Raw genomic sequence first — 22599 nt, forward strand, 5'->3', positions numbered from 1 at the left:
GCCGATCACGCGCGCTTGAAGACCAGCGTACCGTTCGTCCCGCCGAACCCAAACGAGTTCTTCAGCGCGACGTCGATCTTCATCTCCCGCGCCGTGTTCGCGCAGTAGTCGAGATCGCATGCCGGGTCCTGATTGAAGATATTGATGGTGGGCGGCGAGACCTGATGATGCACGGCCAGCACGGTGAACACCGATTCGAGCCCGCCCGCGCCGCCGAGCAGGTGCCCGGTCATCGACTTGGTCGAATTCACGACGATGTTCTTTGCGTGATCGCCAAAGGCACGCTTGATCCCGGTCGTTTCCGCCAGATCGCCGAGTTGCGTCGAGGTGCCGTGCGCGTTCAGGTACTGCACCTGATCCGTGCTCACGCCCGCGTTCTTCAGCGCAGCCAGCATGCAGCGGCGTGCGCCGTCGCCGTTTTCGAGCGGAGCAGTCATGTGATACGCGTCGCCGCTCATGCCATAACCGCCCACTTCGGCATAGATCTTCGCGCCGCGTGCCTTCGCGTGTTCGTACTCTTCGAGCACCATCACGCCGGCGCCCTCGCCCAGCACGAAGCCGTCGCGATCCTTGTCCCACGGACGGCTGGCAGTAGCCGGGTCGTCGTTACGCTGCGACAGCGCGCGCGCCGCGGCAAAACCGCCGATGCCGAGCGGCGATACCGTCGCTTCGGCGCCGCCCGCAACCATCACGTCAGCGTCGCCGTATTCGATCAGCCGCGACGCTTCGCCGATGCAGTGCAGACCGGTCGTGCAGGCGGTGACGATGGCGAGGTTCGGGCCTTTGATGCCGAACTTGATCGACAGATGGCCGGAGATCATGTTGATGATCGAGGCCGGCACGAAGAACGGCGAAATTCGCCGCGGACCGCGGTTCAGCAGTTCGGTCTGCGTGATTTCGATCATCGGCAGACCGCCGATGCCCGAGCCCACCACGACGCCGATGCGTTCCGCATTCTCTTCGGTCACTTCGAGGCCACTGTCCTTCATCGCCTGGATACCGGCCGCGATGCCGTAATGGATGAACGTATCCATATGGCGCGCTTCCTTGGCGGGGATGTATTCCTCGATGTTGAAGCCTTTCACCTCGCCAGCGAAGCGGGTCGAGTAGTTCGACGCATCGAACTTCGTGATGTTGGCGATGCCGGATTTACCGGCGACCAGATTGGCCCAGCCGTCGGCAACAGTATTGCCAACAGGCGACACCAGCCCAAGGCCTGTAACAACTACGCGACGACGGCTCACGGTAACCTCTTTTCCATAGAATGACGAAAGCAAAAAAGCCACAGCGGCCACAGGAAACTGCCCCTGTGCGCCCTGTGGCTGTTTAACCTGAGATGCACTAACGAGCGCATCGGCGGCTGAGCCCGCAAACGCAGATCTCGTGCGCGTTGTACCTCAACCCGCACGCCAGTTTGCGCCGACAGGCGGCTCGACACCTGCGCGGACCGACGGGCCATGCGGCGCATAACCGACTGCGCCACCGACGCTATCTGTCCCACCACGATGACACGGCCCGGCCGGCGGCCGGTCGCGAACGCGGACAAGCAGGCGCGAATGGCTTCAGGCCTTGACGTTCGCGCGAGCGTAGTCGATCGCTTGCTGAACGGTCGTGATCTTCTCAGCTTCTTCATCCGGAATTTCCATGCCGAATTCGTCTTCGAGAGCCATCACGAGTTCAACCGTATCGAGCGAGTCTGCACCAAGGTCGTTCACGAACGAGGCTTCGTTCTTGATCTCACCTTCTGCCACGCCCAGTTGTTCTGCGACGATCTTCTTGACGCGCTGTTCGATATTGTCCATTACCCCTCCAAGGGAAAAGAGTTCAAAAATACAGGTGCGCGCATTTTATCAGGTTTGCCCCTCTAAAAAAGCGGCGCGCCGGGTTCCAGTCAAGGCATCCGCGCGATGCTCACACAAACGCATCAAGGCGCGGATAGTAACCGAATCCGGTTACGACATGTACATCCCGCCATTTACGTGCAACGTCGTACCCGTGATGTAGCCGGCGTGCGGCGAAGCGAGAAACGCGACCGCATGGGCGATGTCGTCCGGACTACCCAGACGGCCTAGCGGAATCTGCGTGAGCAGCGCCGTTTGCTGCGCTTCGGGCAGGCCCTTTGTCATATCGGTATCGATGAAACCAGGCGCGACGCAATTCACGGTAATGCCGCGGCTGCCGATCTCGCGCGCCAGTGCGCGTGTCATGCCGGCCACGCCGGCCTTCGCTGCCGCGTAGTTCACCTGCCCCGGGTTGCCCGCCGAACCGACCACCGACGTGATGTTGATGATGCGGCCGCTGCGTGCTTTCATCATCGGGCGCAGCACCGCGCGCGACAGACGGAACACCGACTTCAGGTTGGTATCGATCACCGCGTCCCAGTCGTCGTCCTTCATGCGCATCGCGAGCTGGTCCTGCGTGATGCCCGCATTGTTGACGAGCACGTGGAGCGCGCCGAATTCTTTTACCGTGCTGTCGATCAGCGCTTCCGCCGCTGCTGCGTCGTTCACGTTCAGCACCGCGCCGCGACCGGTCACGCCCGCCGCCTTGAACCCTTCGCTGATCGCATCCGCGCCGCTTTCGCTCGTGGCGGTGCCGATCACCGTCGCACCCTGGCGCGCCAGTTCATGTGCAATCGCACGGCCGATACCGCGCGAGGCGCCAGTTACGATCACGATCTGCTTGTCGAGAGTCTTTTCCATCGTTGAGGTCCGGAGAGCCCGTGAGCGGGCCGATTGAGTCGTAGTCGCAAGTGAGGGCGGTGTTCAGGCCGTCACGAGCTTGAGGGCTTCGTCGAGCGAAGCCGGGTCGGTGATCGAGAGGCCGACGAGATTACCGTCGATGCGCTTCGTGAGACCTGTCAGCACCTTGCCAGGTCCGCATTCGACTACGTGTGTCACGCCGTCGCGCGCAATGGCCTGCACGCTTTCGACCCAGCGCACCGCAGCGGCAGCCTGGCGCACCAGCGCATCCTTGATCGCGGCCGGTTCGTTGACGATCGCCACGTCGACGTTGTTGACGAGCGGAATGGCCGGCACCTGGATCTCGACATTCGCGAGGTAGGCGCGCAACTGGTCCGATGCGGGCTTGAGCAACGACGAGTGAAACGGTGCCGACACCGCCAGCGGCAACGCGCGTTTTGCGCCGTTCGCCTTGGCGATTTCGCAGGCCTTTTCGACGGCTGCCTTCTGACCCGCGATCACCACCTGCGCGGGCGCATTGAAATTCACCGCTTCGACGATGCCCGCCGCCGACGCTTCCTTGCACACTGCGCGCACCGCATCGTCGTCGAGACCGAGAATCGCCGCCATACCGCCCTCGCCGACCGGCACCGCGGTCTGCATCGCCTGCGCGCGAAAACGCACGAGCGGCACCGCGTCGTGAAACGCCAGCGCGCCCGCAGCGACCAGCGCCGTGTATTCACCGAGGCTATGACCCGCGACGATCGCCGGTGCAGGACCGCCCGCAGCCCGCCACGCGCGGTACATCGCGTAAGCGGCTGTCAGCATCACCGGTTGCGTGTTGGTGGTGAGATTCAGATCGTCGGCGGGACCTTCGGCGATCAGCTTGCCGAGATCCTGACCGAGCGCGTCGGACGCTTCCTGGACCGTCTCGCGCACGACAGCGTGATCGGCAAATGCGTTGAGCATGCCAACCGATTGCGAGCCCTGCCCCGGAAAAACGAACGCAAATTTCATATCGTCCCCAAATTCGATGTAGTCAGATGAGGGTAGCGTGCACCGCGTCGCGTCTTCCAGACGCAGACGCACGTGGTGCGCGCGATGCCGCGTACCGCCATGCGGCGCTCAGAAACGGATCTCAGAAGCGGATGACGGATGCACCCCAGGTGAAGCCGCCGCCGACGCCTTCGATCAGCACGTGCTGGCCGCGCTTGATGCGACCATCGCGGACTGCGACGTCGAATGCGAGCGGAATCGAGGCCGCCGACGTGTTGCCGTGTTCGCCCACGGTGACGACCATCCGTTCCTGCGGCAAGCCGAGCTTGCGGCAGGTGCTCTGCATGATACGGATATTGGCCTGATGCGGAATCAGCCAGTCGATCTGTTCCGGCGCGAGATTCGCCTTGTTCAGCGCTTCGATCGCAACTTTTTCCAGCACGTTGACGGCGAGCTTGAACACCGCCGGCCCGTCCATATGAAGAAAAGCACTGCCCGCGATCAGGCCGCCGTTCACATTGCCCGGCGTGCACAGGATATTCGCGTGGCTGCCGTCCGCATGCAGTGCGCTCGACAGCACACCGGGTTCGTCCGATGCCGACAGGATCACGGCACCGGCACCGTCGCCGAACAGCACGCAGGTCGTGCGGTCGTTGAAATCGAGAATACGCGAGAAGGTCTCCGCACCGATCACGAGCGCCGTACGATGCTGGCCGCTGCGGATGAAACTGTCGGCTGTCGCGACCGCATACGCAAAGCCCGAGCAGACGGCCTGCACGTCGAATGCGGCGCCGTTGTTCCTGATACCGAGCTTGTTCTGCAACAGACACGCCGTGCTCGGAAAAACGAAATCCGGCGTGGACGTGGCGACGATGATGAGATCGATGGATTGCGGATCGATGTCGGCCGACTCTATTGCCCGCTGGGCAGCGATCAGCGCGAGGTCGCTGGTCGTGACGTCCGGTTCGGCGAAATGACGTGCGTGGATGCCCGTGCGGGCCACGATCCATTCGTCGCTCGTCTCAACGCCTTGCTTCGCGAGACGCTCGGCGAGTTCCTGATTGGTGACGCGGCCAGGCGGCAGATAACTGCCGGTGCCGAGCACGCGGGAATAGGTAACAGATTGAGCCATTATGCCTTCGAGGATAGCGCAGCGTAGGGCTCGGCCGTCTGGCCGGCAATCGGACTTGCGGGGTTGGCGGGGCTTGCTTGACCCGCCGCTGCACCGCCGCTTGTGTCGCTTGCGTCGCGCGCTGCCTGTTCGAGAGAACCTGCGTTTTCTTCCATCGCTCGCGCCAGGCGTTCGAGCACGCCATTTTTGACGGCATCATACCCGCGTTTGATCGCCCACTCAAACGCGTAGGCATCGGCCGAACCGTGGCTTTTGATGACGAGTCCGCGCAGGCCGAGCAGCGCCGCGCCGTTGTACTGGCGATGGTCCACGCGCTTCTTGAAGCGCAGCAACACAGGCAGTGCGAGCACCGCCATCAGCTTGGTGAGCAGCGAGCGGCCGAATTCTTCCTTGATGATGTCGGAGAGCATCTGCGCGAGCCCTTCCGAGGTCTTCAGCGCAACGTTACCGACGAACCCATCGCAGACGATCACATCCGTCGTGCCTTTATAGATATCGTCGCCTTCGACGTTGCCGCGGAAATTCAGCGTGCTCGCGCGCAGCAACTCGCCCGCGCGCTTGATCGTCTCGTTACCCTTGATGACTTCTTCGCCGATGTTCAGGAGGCCAATGGTGGGACGCTCCTTACCTTCGAGCGCCGACACCAGTGCGTGCCCCATCTCGGCGAACTGCAGCAGATGCTGCGGCTCGCAATCGACGTTGGCGCCGAGGTCGAGCATCATCGTGTAGCCGGTGCGATTGGGCAGTGCGAACGCGATGGCCGGGCGTTCGATGCCTGGCAGCGTTTTGAGTACGTAGCGGGATACCGCCATCAGTGCGCCGGTGTTGCCGGCGGAAATGCAGGCCTGCGCCTCGCCTTCCTTGATCCGGTTCAACGCAACCCGCATCGAGGAATCTTTTTTCTTGCGCAGCGCGACTTCCACCGGGTCGTCCATTGCGACGACTTCGGAGGCGGGCACGACGGTCAACGCAGGCTCGTCCAGCGCCTTCGCTTTTTTCAGCTGGGCGCGAATCGCAGTTTCGATGCCGACGAGCAGAAGCTGCGCATCGGGATGCGAACGGACGAATTTGACAGCAGCGGGCACGGTCACGGATGGACCGTGGTCGCCTCCCATGCAATCTATCGTGAGCTTTACGGTCATGGAATGCGACGAATTTCAGACGCTCTGAATGGGATCGCGGTAACCGCTAAAGCGCTAACCGCGACCGACACAAAAAAGCGGCAGTGAATGCCGCGTTTTTGCCGAGCCGGGGAAATGTCAAGCGAGGTCAGCGAACCGATCGCCACGCGAAACGCCGGAGGGCGCAACGCAATCAAGCGATTAGTCGTTCTTCGTCTTGACGACTTTCCTGCCGCGATAATAGCCATTCGGGCTGACATGGTGACGCAGATGCACTTCGCCCGTGCTCGGTTCAACGGCCAGCGGTGCGGCGTTGAGGAAATCGTGCGAACGGTGCATGCCGCGCTTCGACGGCGACTTCTTGTTCTGTTGAACTGCCATGATAACTCCTGAAAATTTTCCGAATTCTAACACAGCCCGACCCGGCCATCGCCACTGGCCGAATGGCCAGCGCCCCGCATCGCGCTACCTGCAACCCTGGGTACTTCCTGTTCCTGTCAGTGCTTCTCGCCGTCGGGATCGTTGCGCTTGAGCGCACCCAGCGCCGCAAACGGATTCGGCCGCTCGGGCTCGCCGCCCTCGACTTCATCCTTCCCGCCTTCATCGGCTTCGTCTTCTGCCCCACCGACGCCCGACACCAGACTTTCATGCACTTCCGGGCAGACATCGTGCGTGGGCACGAGCGGCATCGAAAGCAGCAACTCTTCCTCGATCAGGTCGACGAGATCGAACTGGCGTGAGCCCACGATCACCTCGACATCATCCTCGTCGAGCGGAAACTCTTCAGCTTCAGCTTCCGTGTTGACGATCCGGTACGTCGCATCGACGTTGAAAGCCTGCTCATACGGCGCGAGGCACCGCTGACAGCCCAACCACGCGGCACCGTGAACCGCGAGCCGCAGATAAGGCTGGGGGCCCTCGGTGCCGTCATCCTGCAATTCCGGCTGCGTCGCCCCTTCGGCCTGCCACGTGAACGCGGTGTCGCGATCTGGTGCATCCGCCGGGACTTCGTTTAACATGCGCGGCAGTTGCGAGACGCGCAGCACACCCGCCGCCTGCCGCCCACTGCGCGCGAATTCGAACAGATCGAGTTCGCGCAGCGAGGCGAGACCCGCAGGTTTGCCAGGATTTTGAGTCATGTGCACTCCTGCTTCTTGCCTAGGATGTCAGCGAAAACCGGGCGAGGTACGCCTCACCGCCAGTCCGAAATTTGAAATTACGATACAAAGTACTTCAAATCCGCGAGCGAGCAAAGCCGTACCGCCGAAAAGCCCGAAACTATATCCGTTTTGTCGTTTCGAGTCAAACACTTAAGCCCGCACGCACACCGTGCCGTGCGGCCCGCCCTTCCAGCCGTCGATTTGCCATGCCAGATTCCCCTGAACACCCGCCCCGCCTGATTCTGGCGTCGAGCTCGCGCTATCGCCGCGAGCTGCTCGAACGCCTGCGGGTCCCGTTCGACGTCGTCGTGCCCGCCATCGACGAAACTCCTTTAGCCGGCGAATCACCCGCCGCGACCGCGCTGCGGCTTGCCGAGGCGAAGGCACGCGCGGTTGCGGCCGGTCTCGACGGACGACAGGCTGCGCTCGTCATCGGCTCCGATCAGGTCGCGACCTACGACGATCGGCAGATCGGCAAACCCGGTTCGCACGCCAATGCGCTTGCCCAGTTGCAAGCCATGCGCGGCCGCGAAGTGCTGTTCCATAGCGCGCTGTGCCTGTTCGACAGCCGTACCGACAGCGCCCAAACGCTCGATGTCGTCACGCGCGTGCAGTTCCGGAATCTGCCAGACGCCGCGCTCGACGCCTATCTGCACGCCGAAACCCCGTACGATGTCGCGGGCAGCGCCAAATCCGAAGGGCTCGGCATCGCGCTGCTCGACGCCATCGAATCCGACGATCCGACGGCGCTCGTCGGCCTGCCGCTGATCGCGTTGACGCGCATGCTGCTCGCGGCCGGCTATCCACTGCTGGGGGCGCAATGAGCGGCACGCTTTATCTGATCCCGAATACGCTCGGCGAAGGCGACGCTGACGCGCTTGCGGCCGTCCTGCCCGCGCCGGTGCGCAGCCGGGCCGCGGCGCTCGGCTATTACATCGGCGAGAACGCCAAGACAACGCGCGCGTTCCTGAAAAAAATCGGCACCGAGCGCCCGATCCAGGAGATCGAGATCCGCGAACTCAACGTGAATACGCCTGCGGGGGAGATCGACCGTTTGCTCGCGCCGATACTCGCGGGGGCTGACGCGGGGCTCGTTTCCGAGGCCGGCTGCCCGGCAGTAGCCGATCCGGGTGCGCTGCTCGTGCGCCGCGCGCATGAACGCGGCGTCAAGGTCGTGCCGTTTGTCGGTCCGAGTTCGATCCTGCTCGCGTTGATGGCCTCGGGCCTGAATGGCCAGAGTTTTGCGTTCCACGGCTATCTGCCGGTGGATGCCGCCGAGCGCGCAAAACGCCTGCGCGATCTCGAGCAGCAATCGCGCAAGGCGCAACAGACGCAGATTTTCATCGAAACGCCCTACCGCAACCGCGCCCTGCTCGATACGCTGCTCGCGAGTTGCGCGCCGTCGACGCGCGTCTGCGTCGCCGTCGATCTGACGCTTGCAAGCGAAACGATTGTGAGCCGCGCGGTCAGCGACTGGAAAAAAACGCCGGCGCTCGATCTACACAAGCGGCCGGCGATTTTCCTGCTGCTGGCGGTATAAAAGAAGCGCTGACCGGACACGGTCAGCGCAGATTCAACGCAGATTCAGCTTGCCGCCGAGCACCATCGCGTGCATCGCGGCGCTACCGACCGCCGCGCCGAACTTGCGTGCGACCCGGTCGGTGAAACTATCCTTCACGGTGTAGTCGACGATGTCCGGCGCCTTGATGATTTCGCGCGCAACGAAGTCGGTACTGCCAAAACCGTCAGCCAGCCCCAGTTCGACACTTTTCTCGCCGGTCCAGAAGAGACCGGAGAAGGTATCTGGCGTCTCATGCAGCCGCTTGCCGCGACCTTGACGAACCGCATCGATGAACTGCTGGTGAATCTGGTCGAGCATTTCCTGCGCATGCGCGTCCATCTTCGGCGTATCGGGCGAGAACGGGTCGAAAAAGCCCTTGTTTTCACCCGACGTGCGCAGGCGACGCTGGATACCGAGCTTGTCCATCAGCCCGGTAAAGCCGAAGCCGTCCATCAGCACACCAATCGAACCGACGATGCTCGCCTTGTCGACATAGATCTTGTCGGCGGCGGCCGCGACATAGTAGCCACCCGATGCGCACATATCGCCGACCGTCACGTAGAGCGGAATGGACGGATATTTGTGACGCAACCGCTGGATCTCGCTATTGATGATGCCCGCCTGCACCGGGCTACCGCCCGGGCTGTTGATGGCGAGCACGACGCCCGCGGTGCCCGCGTCGTCGAAGGCGCTATCGAGCGCGGAATTGATGTCGTCGGCGTTGGCGTTCGTGCTGGACGAAATCTCGCCGTCGAGCGAGACAAGCGCCGTATGACGGCCGGTCGACGTAACCTTGTCGCCCGAAAAATCGAAGATCCCCCACGCCAGCAACAGCACGATGCCGAGCGCGACGAAGCGAAAGAAGATTTTCCAGCGCCGTGCCGCGCGTTGCTCGCTGATCGCGGCGAGCGCGATGCGCTCGAGCGCCGCACGTTCCCAGCCGGGCTCGGAGGTGGCGCCCGGTTGACGGCTCGGGTCGGACGATTGATTGGAACCAGGAGTGAGATTGTCGGACATGCGTCGCAGAGGAAGTCAGGATTTCAGGAGGTTGCCGGGCGCAGATCGCCATCGGGCAGCCAGAACACCGCGGGGCCTTCCGGCGTATCGCGCTCGTCGACCTGGACCGCGCGCAGCCGGCCGCCGCGGCACGGACCGCCGACACACTTTCCGGTGTCCGGCTGATAGATCGCTCCGTGCGTAGCGCACATCAAGTATAAACCGGACGATTCGAAGAACTGGCCCTCGACCCAGTCGAGCTCCATCGGCACGTGAGCGCAGCGATTCAGGTAACCATACGCACGGCCGTCGTAGCGCACGAAGAACACGACCGCTTCGCCGCCGGCATAGGTTGCGGCGCGCCGCACCCCGCCCCGCCGTCGACGAGCTCTGCCGCGGCGCACACACGCACCGGCTCGGCCTGTGCAGTCGGATCGCTCGTTCGGGTCACGTCGGCATTCATGCGTGGTCGTGCAGCCAGACGGACAGCGACGCCACATCGGACGCGAGGAATTTCGGTTCGAGCGCAGCCAGCGTCGCAGCCGGATGCGCGCCGTAGGTGACGCCGATGCCGGACATACCGGCATTGATCGCCATCTGCAGGTCGTGCGTCGTGTCGCCGACCATCACGGTTCGAGCCGGATCTTGACCCAGTTCGCGCGTGAGTTCGTGCAGCATCGCCGGATGCGGTTTCGAAAAGGTTTCGTCGGCACAGCGCGTTCCGTCGAAGAGGCTCGTCAGACGCACCTGGTCGAGCGCGCGGTTCAGTCCGACGCGGCTCTTGCCGGTCGCCACGGCAAGCAGGTAACCCTCATCGCGCAGGCCTTGCAGCATCGCGGGCACGCCGTCGAAGAGCTCGGTGGTCTGATCTTTCACGAGATAGTGAAAGCGGTAGCGCTCGGCGAGGCGTGGATAGTCGGCCGGATCGAGCGTCGGTGCCGCGATCTGCAGCGCATCGCGCAAGCCCAGGCCGATTACGAAGCTGGCGGCTTCATCGGCAGGCACCGGCAGGCCGAGATCGCGGCACGCGGACTGGATGCTGCGCGTGATGTGGGCGGTCGAGTCCATCAGCGTACCGTCCCAGTCGAAGACGATCAGGTCAAATTGCTGTCGAGCCATGCAGGGTTCGTCTCGCTTTCAGGAAGTGGGATGGGAATGACGGATCGACGCCCCGCCGGGCTGGCGGCAAGCAGCACGATCATCGACCGGCGCCGCTTGCATCGCTTTGGTCACGCAATGCACGCAACTGATCGACGAAACGCCGGCAATCGGCCGGCAACGGCGCCTCGAACTGTAGCGTCGCGCCGGTGGCCGGGTGCGTGAGCTTGAGCCGGTAAGCGTGGAGAAACATCCGCTTCAGGCCCGGGCGCGCATCGGCACGCGCAAGCGCCTTGTTCAGCGCGAAATCGCCATATTTTGCGTCGCCGAGGATCGGCAGCCCGAGATGCGCCAGATGCACGCGGATCTGATGCGTACGGCCGGTCTTCAGTTCCGCTTCGAGCAGCACGTAGCCGGAGCCGGGCCACTGGTCGACCAGATTGAACACCGTATGCGACGGCAGGCCGTCCGGTTGCACCCGCACCCGTCGCTCGCCATCCGGCAGCAAGTACTTGTGCAGCGGCTCCTTGACGATGCGCCGGCGGCCCCAGTCGCTCGCCCATTCGCCCTGAACGCACGCATAGTACCGTTTATCCATGCGGTTCTCGCGAATCTGCTCGTGCAGCGCCACCAGCGCCGAGCGCTTCTTGGCGAGCATCAATACACCGGAGGTTTCCCGATCGAGCCGATGCACCAGTTCGAGGAATCGGGCCTGCGGATGCGCCTGCCGCAACTGCTCGATCACGCCAAACGCGACCCCGCTGCCGCCATGCACAGCGACGCCCGACGGTTTGTCGATTACCAGCAGGTGATCGTCCTCGAACAGGATCGGAAAGTGGGCGGCGGGCACGTTCGACGACACGACCGGTTCTTCCGGCTGCGCCACCCGGATGGGCGGCACGCGCACGATATCGCCGGAAACGAGCCGGTACTGCGCATCGATTCTGCCCTTATTGACCCGCACCTCGCCGCTGCGCAGGATTCTGTAAATATGGCTTTTGGGCACACCTTTACAGACTTTTAACAGGAAATTGTCGATGCGCTGGCCGGCCGTATCCTCGTCGATTTCGAGCATCGAGACCTGGTCACCTGCGACCGATTTCTGGGAAATTTTGCCTAACTCTTTCATTCTGAATATAATTTGCCCAGCAGTCTGCAGTGGCCGGCGCATCGCCGGTAGCCGGACAGACTGCGCAGGTGCAAGCGTTAAAGGCGTATTTTACTTGTGCCGGGGCGGGTTGCTCACCCTGAAATTGAGATGCAACAAGTTGCACGCACGGAACCCAATGCCAGGCAGGGACGGCGCCCACAGGCGCGTTCGGTCAGGACCGGCTCCGACGGTAACGGAACTTTGGTAAAAAAGAATTTAACTGGCGGGCGTCGTCGGCGGGCAGCGGAAGCTGCCGCGGGACGAGTCGGCCAGTGGCGAAAATACGGCGTGCGCCCGTAGCGTTTCGCGAATGAATGCGAAACATGGCGTCGTCAAAATGAGGCGAGACACCCAGGTGGGAAGTCGGGCGTTTTGTGCAAGCTTCCTGCACGCGGCATAGCCGCGGTCTTCGTGGCTCCGGTTTTGCGCCCAGTTGGCGCGCCGGCAGACGCAGAAGGCGCGAACTGCAGGCTGCCAGACAACCGCGGCGTGTTGTGCCGTTATTTGAAGCCGTATTCGCATGTGCCCTGCGGCACCGCGTCCATTTTCAGCCGGACGGGGCCCTCTCAGGCAATTCTCCCGCCAACGTTCCAGCTCCAGCGTGCCCGTGACAACACAATAAGGTGCGGCGCGCCGCCGCCCTCACCGTTGCTGCGACTGACAACCGCAGCGCATCGGTGGGCCGGCGCAAGCCGCTCTGGAGCCGTTCAATGAAACGCATGCTGTTTAATGCGACGCAGCAGGAAGAACTGCGCGTCGCCATCGTCGATGGGCAAAAACTCATCGACATCGACATCGAAACTGCCGGCCGCGAACAGCGCAAAGGCAATATCTACAAGGGCGTCATCACCCGCATCGAGCCATCGCTCGAAGCCTGTTTCGTCAACTACGGCGAAGACCGGCACGGCTTCCTGCCGTTCAAGGAAGTCGCCCGCCAGTACTTCCGCGACGGCGTCGAAATGCGCTCTGCGCGCATCCAGGACGCACTGCGCGAAGGCCAGGAACTCATCGTCCAGGTCGAAAAGGAAGAGCGCGGCAACAAGGGCGCAGCCCTCACCACCTTCATCTCGCTGGCCGGACGCTACCTCGTCCTGATGCCGAACAACCCGCGCGGCGGCGGCGTATCGCGCCGGATCGAAGGCGACGACCGCCAGGAACTGCGCGAAACCATGGCGCAGCTGGAACTGCCGGAAGGCATGAGCATCATCGCCCGCACGGCCGGCATCGGCCGTAGCGCGGAAGAGCTGCAGTGGGACCTGAACTACCTGATGCAACTGTGGCGCGCTATCGAAGCCGCGTCGCAAAGCGGTTCGAACGGTCAGCCGATGCTGATTTACCTCGAATCGAGCCTCGTGATCCGCGCGATTCGCGACTACTTCCAGCCGGATATCGGCGAAATCCTGATCGACACGACCGAAATCCATGACCAGGCGCGCGCCTTCATGGATATCGTGATGCCGGACAATGTCAGCAAGGTGAAGCGGTATCACGACGATGTGCCGCTCTTCTCGCGCTTCCAGATCGAACACCAGATCGAAACCGCCTATTCCCGCACGGTGCCGCTGCCGTCCGGTGGCGCGATCGTGATCGACCACACCGAAGCGCTCGTCGCAATCGACGTGAACTCGGCACGCGCCACCAAGGGCGCCGACATCGAGGAAACGGCCGCGCGCACGAACCTCGAAGCCGCCGACGAAGTCGCCCGCCAGTTGCGCCTGCGCGACCTGGGCGGCCTGATCGTGATCGACTTCATCGATATGGAATCGGCGAAGAGCCAGCGCGACGTCGAGCAGCGCCTGAAAGACGCGCTCAAGCACGACCGTGCGCGCGTCCAGATGGGCAAGATCTCGCGCTTCGGCCTGATGGAACTGTCGCGCCAGCGGCTGCGCCCGGCGCTGTCCGAGGGCAGCCACGTCACATGCCCGCGCTGTAACGGCACGGGCCACATCCGCGATACCGAATCGTCCGCGCTGCAAGTGCTGCGGATCATTCAGGAAGAAGCGATGAAGGAAAACACCGCGGCAATCCACTGCCAGGTGCCGGTCGAAGTGACCGCCTTCCTGCTGAACGAAAAGCGCGCGGAAATCAACAAGATCGAATCGCGCTTCAAGGTCAACGTCGTGTTGATCCCGAACAAGCATCTCGATACGCCGCACTACAAGCTCGAGCGCCTGCGTCACGACGACACGCGCCTCGACGAGCCGCGTGCTTCGTGGAAGATGGCTGAAGAAGCGGCGCACGAACTGGAGTCGGAAACCGGCTACAGCAAGCGCACCGAGGAAGTGAAGCCGAAGCAGGAAGCCGTGGTAAAGGGCATCACGCCGGAAAAGCCGGCGCCGAGCGCTGCGGCCAGGCCGGCAGCAGCGGCACCGACGCCGGCTCCGGTCGCGGTGACACCGGCTGCAGGCGGTTTCATCGGCTGGTTGAAGAATCTGTTCGGCGTGCAGCCGGCTGCACCGGCTCCGGCCCCCGCACCGGCCGAAAAACCGGCGCGTCCGGCCCGCGAACAGCGCACCGAACGCGGTGGTGAGCGTAGTGGCGACCGTAATCGCAATCGTCGTGGCGGCGCAGGTCCGCGCGGCGAAAACGCTGCCGGTAACCGTCCGGGACAGCAACCGCAGCGCCGTGAAGAGCGCGAACCGCGCGAAGGCCGTGAAGCACGTGAAAGCCGTGAGCCGCGTGAAGCACGTGAAAGCCGCGAGCCGCGCGAAGCACGTGGTGGTCGCGATCAACGTGAAGGTCGTGAGGGCCGCGAAGGCCGTGGTGAGCGGACCGAACGCGGTCAGGATCGTACCGAACGCGTCGAAGCTACCGAAGGCGCCCCGCGCGCTGAACGTGGCGACCGGCAGGAACGTGGTGACCGGCAACCACGCGGCGAGCGTGGCGAGCGCCGCAAACAGCAGCCCGAAGCCGTAGAAGCACAAACCCAGGACGAAACCCTGAACGCCGCAGCGCTTGCTGCAGCTCAAGCGGCGCCCGGCGAAGGCCAGGCTCCGATCGATCAGGAAGCGACGACGCGTGAAGGCGAAGAGCGTCGTCGTCGCCGTCGCGGCCGTCGCGGTGGTCGTCGCGAGCGTGAAGACGAAAACGGCAGCGAAAACGTCAATGAAAACGCCGGCGAAAACGTCAACGTCAACCACGCGGCCGATGTGGCCGAGGCGGGCGGCGAAACCGAGGGTCAGGTGACCCGTGTCGTGACGGAAACGCCCGTACGTGCGCCGGAACAGGTCGGTCGTCATGAAGCGCCGGTTGCCCAACCGGCCGCAGTGGCAGTGGCCGCTGCCGCTGTCGCCACGGAAACCGTTGTCGCGAGCGAAGCACATGCCGCCGAAACACCGGTGCAAGCCGCTGAGCCGGTTGCAGTGACGCATGCGCCGCAAGCCTTCGAGCAAAGCGCCGCCCCGGTCGTGGAAACACAAGCCACCCCGGCCGTAGCCGCAGCGCAGGAAGAACCGGCTCCGGCCGTGGCCGCAGCGATCGAGCCGACTCCGGCGCCGGTCGAAGCTCCGGTGGCACCGATCGTCGTAGCGCCTGTTGTCGAAGCCGCACCGGCGGTGACGGAAACGGCATCGTCGTTCGTCGCCAGCGAAGCTGCGCCGGCCGTAGTCGTTGAAGCGCCTGCAGCTCCTGCAAGCCAGCCTGTACAGGTAGAGTTCGCTCAACCGACGCCGGAACCGGCACCCGTGGCTTTCTCGGCCCCCGCCGAACCGCAACCGGTAGCAGAACCCGTCGCCGAGCCGGTCCGCGCACCGCAACCGCAGGCCGCGCAACCGGCACCGCAACGCAACGGCCTGACGGCGGAAACGCTGCAGCCGATGCTCGAAAGCGCGGGCCTGGTGTGGGTCAATACCGACGCCGGCAAGCTGCGCGCGTCGCAGGACGCCGCCGCGCAAGTGGTCAAGCCAGCACGGGCGGTACGCGAGCGCAAGCCGCTGCCGCCGCTGGATACCGCGCCGATGCAACAGGTCGAAACGGGCAAGTCGCAGCACTAAGTTGCACTACCCGCGGCCGACGCAGTGAAGAAGCCCGCCTCCCGGCGGGCTTTTTCTTGCCCGCAGGTCGCGCGTTCGCCCCAACAGCCGTAGAAGTAGCGTTCCGCTAGAATGAGCGCCTGAGTCCCAACGAAATCATCATGTCCTCCCGACGCATCATCCCTCTTACCGATGTCAGCGCAGTGCCGGTTGTCGACGGTCCTGCCCTGGCGCCGAACGGCGTGCTTCACGACACGCTGGCGCGGCCGCTGCGCGATCTGCGCATCTCGGTGACGGATCGCTGCAATTTTCGTTGCGTCTACTGCATGCCACGAGCGGTGTTCGACAAGGACTATCCGTTCCTGCCGCACGGCGCGTTGTTGAAGTTCGAAGAGATCGAGCGCCTCGCGCGCATCTTCGTTGCGCACGGTGTCGAGAAAATCCGCCTCACGGGCGGCGAGCCGCTGCTACGCAAGAACCTCGAATTCCTGATTGAACGGCTGGCGCTGCTGCGCACGCCCGGCGGTCGCCCGCTCGATCTGACGCTCACCACCAACGGCTCACTGCTCGCGCGCAAGGCACGCAGCCTGAAAGACGCAGGTCTCACGCGCGTCACGGTGAGCCTCGACGCACTCGACGACACGCTGTTTCGTCGCATGAACGACGCCGACTTTGCAGTCGCCGACGTGCTCGAAGGTATCGCGGCCGCACAGGCCGTGGGGCTCGCGCCCGTGAAGATCAACATGGTCGTCAAGCGCGGGACGAACGATGCCGAAATCATTCCGATGGCGCGCCGCTTCCGTCATTCCGGCGCTGTGCTGCGCTTTATCGAATACATGGACGTGGGTACCTCGAACGGCTGGAACATGACGGAAGTGCTGCCTTCGGCAGACGTGGTTGCGCGCATTGCCGCGCACTTCCCGCTCGCGCCGCTCGACGCGCACAGCCTCGCTGAAACCGCGCAACGCTGGGGCTATGTGGATGGCGGCGGCGAGATCGGCGTCATTTCGAGTGTCACGCGTGCGTTCTGCGGGTCGTGTACGCGGGCGCGTCTGTCGACGGAAGGCAAGCTGTACCTGTGCCTGTTCGCCTCAGCGGGACACGATCTGCGCGCGCTCGTGCGCAACGGCTCAAGCGATGCCGAGATCGCCACCGCCGTCGCGCAGATCTGGCACCAGCGCAGCGACCGCTACTCGCAGTTGCGCGGCAGCGCCGCGGCACAAGATGCGGACGAACGCCGCGTCGAAATGTCGTACATCGGCGGCTGACGCCGTCGTCTCACACTCATGACCATCGATACCGCGCACATCACGGGCCTCGTGCTCGCAGGCGGCCGCGGTACACGCATGGGCGGTGTCGACAAGGGCTTGCAGCCGCTGCACGGCGAGCCGCTCGCAGCCCACGTGCTGAAGCGGCTCGCGCCGCAAACCGGTCCGCTGCTGATCAGCGCGAACCGTCACCTCGAGCGTTATGCGGAACTGGGCGCCGCGTATCGGGCGCGCGTCGTCACCGATACCTTGCCCGATTTCCCCGGGCCACTCGCGGGACTGCTGGCCGGATTGCAAAGCGCCGAAACCGCATTCGTCCTCAGCGCACCGTGCGACACCCCCAACCTGCCCACCGATCTCGCGCTGCGTCTCGCGCAGGCGCTCGACGCAGCACACGCGGATATCGCCACAGTCGCGACCATCGACGCCCACGGACATCGTTCGGTTCATCCGGTATTCGCGCTGCTGCGCACCTCGCTGGCCGACGATCTCGCCGCCTTTCTGCAAGCAGGCGAACGTAAGGTGCGCGCGTGGTACGCGCGCCACACGGCGGTCGAAGTCGTCTTGGATGACGAGCGCGCGTTCTACAATGTGAACTCGTTACAAGAACTCGCCGACCTCGAACGTTCATGAGGCTCTCCAGGCCACTCGCCAGCACACCGCCAGTACAGGCCCCGGCAAGTCACCGGACCGCTTCCGGCCGCGACGCTCCCGATTCATGACCACGCCTGACGATCTCTCCCGTTGCGTCGACCAGTACGACCCAGATGCCCTGCCGGTCCATGCCGCGCAGGCAATCGTGCGTCAATGGGCCACGCCGCACACTGAGATCGAACACGTGTCGCTGCACGATGCGCTCGACCGCGTACTGGCCGAAGACATCGTGTCGCCGATCGACGTTCCCGCGCACGACAACTCGGCAATGGACGGCTACGCATTCGACGGTGCGGCGCTCATCAGCGCGCCCGACGACGTGACGCTCAAGGTGACCGGCAAGGCACTCGCAGGACATCCGTTTGCGGGCACGGTCGCAGCAGGTACCTGCGTGCGTGTGATGACCGGCGCATGGTTGCCCGCCGGCTGCGACACGGTCGTGCCGCAAGAACTCGTCAGCCGCGAAGGCGAGACGATCCACTTCCCCACCGATGCACTGCACGCCGGCGCAAACCGTCGACGCACCGGCGAAGACCTCGCGCGCGGCAGCGTCGCGCTACATGCCGGGCGCATCGTGCGTGCCGGCGATGCTGGTCTGCTCGCATCGCTGGGCATTGGCGACGTGCCGGTGCGGAGGCGTTTGCGCGTCGCGTTCTTCTCGACCGGCGACGAACTGCGCTCGCTCGGCGAACCGCTCGCACCAGGCTGCGTGTACGACAGCAACCGGCACACGCTGTCCGCAATGCTGCGCCGGTTGAATCTCGAGACGCTCGATCTCGGTGTGGTGCGCGACGAACCGGCCGCACTCGAAGCCGCGCTACGCGATGCGGCGTCGAACGCCGACGTCGTGCTGACATCGGGTGGCGTCTCGGTCGGCGAAGCAGATTTCACGCGCAAGCTGCTGCAAACGTTTGGCGATGTCGCGTTCTGGAGCCTCGCGATGCGACCGGGCCGCCCGCTCGCGTTCGGTCGCATCTGGTCGGGCGAACGGCCCGGCGCCGGACGACCCGCGCTATTCTTCGGCTTGCCGGGCAACCCGGTCGCGGTGATGGTGACGTTCTATCAGATCGTGCGCGAAGCGCTGCTTGCCATGGCCGGTGCGACACCGCAGCCGGTACCGTTGATCACCGCGACGAGCCGCACAGCGATCCGCAAACGCGCGGGACGCACCGAGTATCAGCGCGGCATCGCAGAGCGGGATACGAAAGGCCAGTGGCACGTCGTGCCGACCGGTTCGCAAAGTTCAGGCGCGCTCAGTTCGATGAGCGAAGCCAACTGCTTCATCGTGCTCGCGCACGAACAGACCAATATCGACACGGGAGACACCGTCGATATCATGCTGTTCGACGGCCTTGTCTGATCAGCACGCTCATGCATTACTTTTCACGCAACTACCTCGACCAACGAGTTGGACTCACATGAAAAAACAGCTCTCGTACATTGCACCGGGACCGACCGCCAAGGCGCTGATTCTCGTCTATCTGACCTTCAGCGTACCGATCGTGCTGATCGGTGCCCTGCTGGCCTTCTTCCGTTACGGGTCGCTCGAACTGAGTACGGTGTTCAGCGCGTTGCTGCTGAATGCGATCCTCGGTTTCGTGCTGCTGTGGATTGCATGTCACGCCTACAACTGGGTGGCATCGCGTTTCGGCGGTATCGAGATCCAGTTGAGCGACGTACCCGAGGAAGCGTAATGGCTGCCGCAATCCGCGCGGCCACCCCCGCCGATGTCGGTGCGATCTACGCGCTGATTGTCGAACTGGCGGAATTCGAAAAGCTCACGCATCTGTTGACCGTGACGCAAGCGGGCTTGCACGATGCGCTGTTCGGTGCGCGGGCGTTGACGGAAGCGCTGGTCGCGGAAGATGCCGGCAGCATCGTCGGCTATGCGCTCTTCTTCCATAACTTCTCGACCTTCGTCGGCAGGCGCGGGCTGTATCTGGAAGACCTGTACGTGCAGCCGTCGCAACGCGGCAGCGGGCTCGGCACCGCGATCCTGCAGCGACTCGCGGCACTGGCTGTGGAGCGCGAATGCGGACGTTTTGAATGGACGGTGCTCGACTGGAACCAGATGGCCATCGATTTCTATCAGAAGATGGGCGCCACCGTGCTGCCCGACTGGCGCGTTGTCCGGATGACCGGGGCCGCGCTCGATGCGCTCGCGACAAGCGCCCCGCGCAAGACCCGCTGAATCGTTTAGCGGTTTGAACGCCGCGTGGCATATGGCCTATCCACGCGGCTCATGCTTGTTTCAGCGGCACGGAAAGCGATCTTTACGACTCATCCGCATCGGCCCCGCTCGCCGCATCGCCTAGCAGACCGCTCGCCTGCTCGCCGGGCAACGCCTCGACGTCGCGTAGCTTGCGGCCCATTGCGCGCGTGCGCACCTCGGCGGCCTCGATCGACCGGGTGACGGTTTCGAGCTGCGACTTCGTTCTCGCCAGCACGTCGCCGAATTTGCCGAACTCCGTCTTCACCGCACCGAGCACCTGCCACACTTCGCTCGAGCGCTTCTCGATCGCGAGTGTCCTGAAGCCCATCTGCAAGCTGTTCAACAATGCCGTGAGCGTCGTCGGCCCGGCAATCGTCACGCGATACTCGCGTTGCAGCAGATCCGTCAGGCCCGTGCGACGTAGCACCTCCGCGTAGAGCCCTTCGGTTGGCAGATAGAGCAGTGCGAAGTCGGTGGTGTGCGGCGGCGACACGTATTTTTCCGCAATCGAGCGTGCTTCGGCGCGCACCCGCGCCTCGAGCGCACGCGACGCTTCCTCGACGGCAACCGGGTCTGCCCGCTCCTGTGCATCGATCAGGCGCTCGTAGTCTTCGCGCGGAAATTTCGCATCGAGCGGCAGCCATACGGGCACAGGCACGCCATCCGCCGATGTGTTGCCCGGCAAACGAATCGCGAACTCGACACGCTCATTGCTCTTCGGCACGGTCGCGACATTCTTCGCGTATTGATCGGGTGTCAGCAACTGTTCGAGCAGCGCCTCGAGCTGCACTTCGCCCCACGTGCCGCGTGTCTTCACATTGGTCAGCACCTTCTTCAGGTCGCCCACGCCCGCGGCCAGCGTCTGCATCTCGCCGAGCCCGCGATGTACCTGCTCCAGCCGATCGGAAACCAGCTTGAACGATTCGCCAAGACGCTGTTCGAGCGTTGCGTGCAGTTTCTCGTCGACCGTGCGGCGCATCTCTTCGAGCTTCGTCGCGTTGTTCGTCTCGATGTCTTTCAGGCGCTGTTCGATCGTCGCGCGCACTTCGCCGAAGCGGCGATCGTTCGCTTCGGTCAGTTGCGAGAGTTGTTGCGTCAGCGTGTCGCCGAAGCGCTTCAACGCCGAGCCCTGTTCGTCGCGCGCATGCTGGGCCTGCAGTTGCAGGCTCTGGCGCACCGCTTCGAGTTGCTGTGCATTGGTCTCGGTGAGCTTCACGAGCTGCTGCGCAAAACCGTCGATCTGATTGTTCTGCACAGTCGCGATGCTCGTCAGTTGCGCGGCAAGCGTCTGCTGGAACTGCGCAAAGCCGCCGCTCAGCTCGGTACGCGACGTACGCGCGGTGTCGACAATTTCGCTGCGCAGTTCGCGTTCGAGCCGTTCGAACGCGCGCGTCTGCGCGTCGGTTGCGGCAACCGCGCGTTCGCCGAGTTCGGTGAGCCGCGCGTCCTCGCGCGAACGCCCTGCCCCGCGCATCAGGATCAGCAGCGCTATAACGAGCGCCACGGCGAGCGCGACGATCACGATCGCGCCTACGAGAGTCATGGTCATGCGCGCGCCTTCCCCAGCACCTCGGGATTGATCGGATTCGGTGGATGCCCCGCTTGCGGACCGACGCCGAGCGCCGCGATCAGATTGTCCGCGGCAAGATTGGCCATTGCGCGGCGGGTCGATTCGGTCGCGCTCGCGATATGCGGCGTGAGCACGACGTTCGGCACGGTCAACAACGCGGGGTTGAGCTTCGGTTCGCCTTCGTAGACATCGAGCCCGGCCGCCGCAATACGCTTCGCGCGCAACGCGTCGACCAGCGCGGCATCGTCGACGATGCCGCCGCGTGCGATGTTAGTCAGCGTGGCGGTGGGTTTCATCAGCGCGAGTTCGGCAGCGCCGATCGTGTGATGGTTTTCCTTCGTGTAGGGCAACACGAGCACCACGTGATCGGCTTGTTGCAGCAACGCTTCTTTCGATACGTACTGCGCGTTCAATTCGGCTTCGATGGCCGGCGCAACGCGCGAACGGTTGTGATAGATCACGCGCATGTTGAAGCCGCGCGCACGGCGCGCAAGCGCCTGGCCGATACGCCCCATGCCGATAACACCGAGCGTCGCGCCGTACACGTCCGTGCCGAGAAAACCGTCATAGGCCCACTTCTGCCAGTGGCCCGCACGCAGCCAGTGCTCCGACTCCGCAATTCGTCGCGCAGTCGCCATCATCAGTGCCCAGCCGAAATCGGCGGTCGATTCGTTCAGCACGTCCGGCGTGTTCGTGCCGAGCACGTTCGCCGCATTGAACGCGTTCATGTCGAAGTTGTTGTAACCGACCGCCATGTTCGACACCACCCGCAGACGCGGTGCCGCGGCCAGCACGGCCGCTCCGACCGGGTCGCCGGCCGTCAGGGCGCCGTCGCAGTCCGCGAGTCGCCGCGTAAATTCATCTGCGCCAAGAACATCGCCGTTGTTCCAGTCGACGTCGAAATACTGTTTGAGCCGCTCGATCACGTCCGGAAAAATCGGACGCGCAACCAGAATCTTCTGCATTACATCGCTCCAGAAACTGCGCTGCACATAGCCACCTGTCGGCACGCGCACACGCTATCAACCG

Annotated in this window: 21 protein-coding genes and 1 pseudogene; 8 read left to right on the forward strand and 14 right to left on the reverse strand. The window is 63.8% G+C overall.

The annotated features are described in order from the left end of the window. Positions 1-5: 5 nt before the first annotated feature. The 8 genes from fabF to FNZ07_RS27545 all read right to left on the reverse strand — a co-directional run bounded on the left by fabF (position 6) and on the right by FNZ07_RS27545 (position 7069). Entirely contained in the window at positions 6-1244 is a 1239-nt protein-coding gene (gene fabF, locus FNZ07_RS27505) for a beta-ketoacyl-ACP synthase II (RefSeq protein WP_091011578.1), read from the reverse strand. 318 nt (positions 1245-1562) lie between these two features. Then, on the reverse strand, positions 1563-1802 hold the full coding sequence (gene acpP / locus FNZ07_RS27510; RefSeq protein ID WP_012735022.1) for an acyl carrier protein: 240 nt from the start codon (positions 1800-1802) through the stop codon (positions 1563-1565). A gap of 150 nt (positions 1803-1952) precedes the next feature. Further along, on the reverse strand, positions 1953-2702 hold the full coding sequence (gene fabG, locus FNZ07_RS27520) for a 3-oxoacyl-ACP reductase FabG (RefSeq protein ID WP_091011577.1): 750 nt from the start codon (positions 2700-2702) through the stop codon (positions 1953-1955). Positions 2703-2765: 63 nt separating this feature from the next. Further along, on the reverse strand, positions 2766-3698 hold the full coding sequence (gene fabD / locus FNZ07_RS27525) for an ACP S-malonyltransferase (RefSeq protein ID WP_091011576.1): 933 nt from the start codon (positions 3696-3698) through the stop codon (positions 2766-2768). Positions 3699-3819: 121 nt separating this feature from the next. Continuing rightward, positions 3820-4809, reverse strand: a complete 990-nt coding sequence (locus tag FNZ07_RS27530; protein WP_091011575.1) for a beta-ketoacyl-ACP synthase III — start codon at positions 4807-4809, stop codon at positions 3820-3822. Then, entirely contained in the window at positions 4809-5951 is a 1143-nt protein-coding gene (plsX, locus tag FNZ07_RS27535; RefSeq protein ID WP_091011574.1) for a phosphate acyltransferase PlsX, read from the reverse strand. Before plsX ends, FNZ07_RS27530 begins: the two co-directional genes overlap by 1 nt. Before the next feature lie 180 nt (positions 5952-6131). Beyond that, positions 6132-6311 (reverse strand): 50S ribosomal protein L32, encoded by a 180-nt coding sequence (rpmF, locus tag FNZ07_RS27540; RefSeq protein WP_091011573.1) that lies wholly within the window; start codon positions 6309-6311, stop codon positions 6132-6134. A gap of 116 nt (positions 6312-6427) precedes the next feature. Beyond that, positions 6428-7069: a DUF177 domain-containing protein gene (locus tag FNZ07_RS27545; protein WP_091011572.1), complete on the reverse strand. Its 642-nt coding sequence runs from the start codon at positions 7067-7069 to the stop codon at positions 6428-6430. A gap of 227 nt (positions 7070-7296) precedes the next feature. Between FNZ07_RS27545 and FNZ07_RS27550 the strand changes: the two genes are divergently transcribed. Together FNZ07_RS27550 and FNZ07_RS27555 are read left to right on the forward strand one after the other, a co-directional pair. Beyond that, positions 7297-7914 (forward strand): Maf-like protein, encoded by a 618-nt coding sequence (locus tag FNZ07_RS27550; RefSeq protein WP_091011571.1) that lies wholly within the window; start codon positions 7297-7299, stop codon positions 7912-7914. Then, positions 7911-8630, forward strand: a complete 720-nt coding sequence (locus FNZ07_RS27555) for an SAM-dependent methyltransferase (RefSeq protein ID WP_091011570.1) — start codon at positions 7911-7913, stop codon at positions 8628-8630. Before FNZ07_RS27550 ends, FNZ07_RS27555 begins: the two co-directional genes overlap by 4 nt. Positions 8631-8663: 33 nt before the next feature. Here the strand turns inward: FNZ07_RS27555 and FNZ07_RS27560 are convergent, their stop codons facing one another. From FNZ07_RS27560 to FNZ07_RS27575, 4 genes and pseudogenes are all read right to left on the reverse strand, one after another. Continuing rightward, on the reverse strand, positions 8664-9668 hold the full coding sequence (locus tag FNZ07_RS27560; RefSeq protein ID WP_091011569.1) for a S49 family peptidase: 1005 nt from the start codon (positions 9666-9668) through the stop codon (positions 8664-8666). A gap of 23 nt (positions 9669-9691) precedes the next feature. Next, a pseudogene (locus tag FNZ07_RS27565) lies at positions 9692-10110 on the reverse strand (Rieske (2Fe-2S) protein). Then, positions 10107-10766: an HAD-IIIA family hydrolase gene (locus FNZ07_RS27570; protein ID WP_091011567.1), complete on the reverse strand. Its 660-nt coding sequence runs from the start codon at positions 10764-10766 to the stop codon at positions 10107-10109. The pseudogene FNZ07_RS27565 and the gene FNZ07_RS27570 overlap by 4 nt, the downstream one beginning before the upstream one ends. A gap of 79 nt (positions 10767-10845) precedes the next feature. Then, complete coding sequence (locus tag FNZ07_RS27575; protein ID WP_091011566.1) at positions 10846-11874, reverse strand: RluA family pseudouridine synthase; 1029 nt, start codon at positions 11872-11874, stop codon at positions 10846-10848. Positions 11875-12605: 731 nt separating this feature from the next. On the opposite strand from FNZ07_RS27575, the gene FNZ07_RS27580 reads away from it, so the two are divergent. The 6 genes from FNZ07_RS27580 (at position 12606) to FNZ07_RS27605 (ending at position 19979) form a co-directional block, all read left to right on the forward strand. Continuing rightward, positions 12606-15887, forward strand: coding sequence for an Rne/Rng family ribonuclease (locus FNZ07_RS27580; protein WP_091011565.1), 3282 nt, complete (start codon positions 12606-12608; stop codon positions 15885-15887). A 140-nt stretch (positions 15888-16027) separates the two neighbouring features. Beyond that, complete coding sequence (gene moaA / locus FNZ07_RS27585) at positions 16028-17134, forward strand: GTP 3',8-cyclase MoaA (protein ID WP_091011564.1); 1107 nt, start codon at positions 16028-16030, stop codon at positions 17132-17134. 18 nt (positions 17135-17152) lie between these two features. Continuing rightward, complete coding sequence (mobA, locus tag FNZ07_RS27590) at positions 17153-17767, forward strand: molybdenum cofactor guanylyltransferase MobA (protein WP_091011563.1); 615 nt, start codon at positions 17153-17155, stop codon at positions 17765-17767. Positions 17768-17852: 85 nt separating this feature from the next. Further along, a complete protein-coding gene (moeA, locus tag FNZ07_RS27595) occupies positions 17853-19148 on the forward strand; it encodes a molybdopterin molybdotransferase MoeA (RefSeq protein WP_091011562.1) in 1296 nt (431 codons plus the stop codon). 58 nt (positions 19149-19206) lie between these two features. Beyond that, positions 19207-19482, forward strand: a complete 276-nt coding sequence (locus FNZ07_RS27600; protein ID WP_091011561.1) for a hypothetical protein — start codon at positions 19207-19209, stop codon at positions 19480-19482. Continuing rightward, positions 19482-19979: a GNAT family N-acetyltransferase gene (locus tag FNZ07_RS27605; RefSeq protein WP_091011560.1), complete on the forward strand. Its 498-nt coding sequence runs from the start codon at positions 19482-19484 to the stop codon at positions 19977-19979. Before FNZ07_RS27600 ends, FNZ07_RS27605 begins: the two co-directional genes overlap by 1 nt. An 82-nt stretch (positions 19980-20061) precedes the next feature. On the opposite strand, the gene rmuC is transcribed toward FNZ07_RS27605, so the two are convergent. Together rmuC and FNZ07_RS27615 are read right to left on the reverse strand one after the other, a co-directional pair. Continuing rightward, positions 20062-21549, reverse strand: a complete 1488-nt coding sequence (gene rmuC, locus FNZ07_RS27610; protein ID WP_091011559.1) for a DNA recombination protein RmuC — start codon at positions 21547-21549, stop codon at positions 20062-20064. Further along, a complete protein-coding gene (locus FNZ07_RS27615; protein ID WP_091011558.1) occupies positions 21546-22535 on the reverse strand; it encodes a 2-hydroxyacid dehydrogenase in 990 nt (329 codons plus the stop codon). Before FNZ07_RS27615 ends, rmuC begins: the two co-directional genes overlap by 4 nt. Positions 22536-22599 lie beyond the last annotated feature (64 nt).

Origin of the sequence: Paraburkholderia megapolitana (genome assembly GCF_007556815.1) — a bacterium.
Taxonomy (GTDB): Bacteria; Pseudomonadota; Gammaproteobacteria; order Burkholderiales; family Burkholderiaceae; genus Paraburkholderia; species Paraburkholderia megapolitana.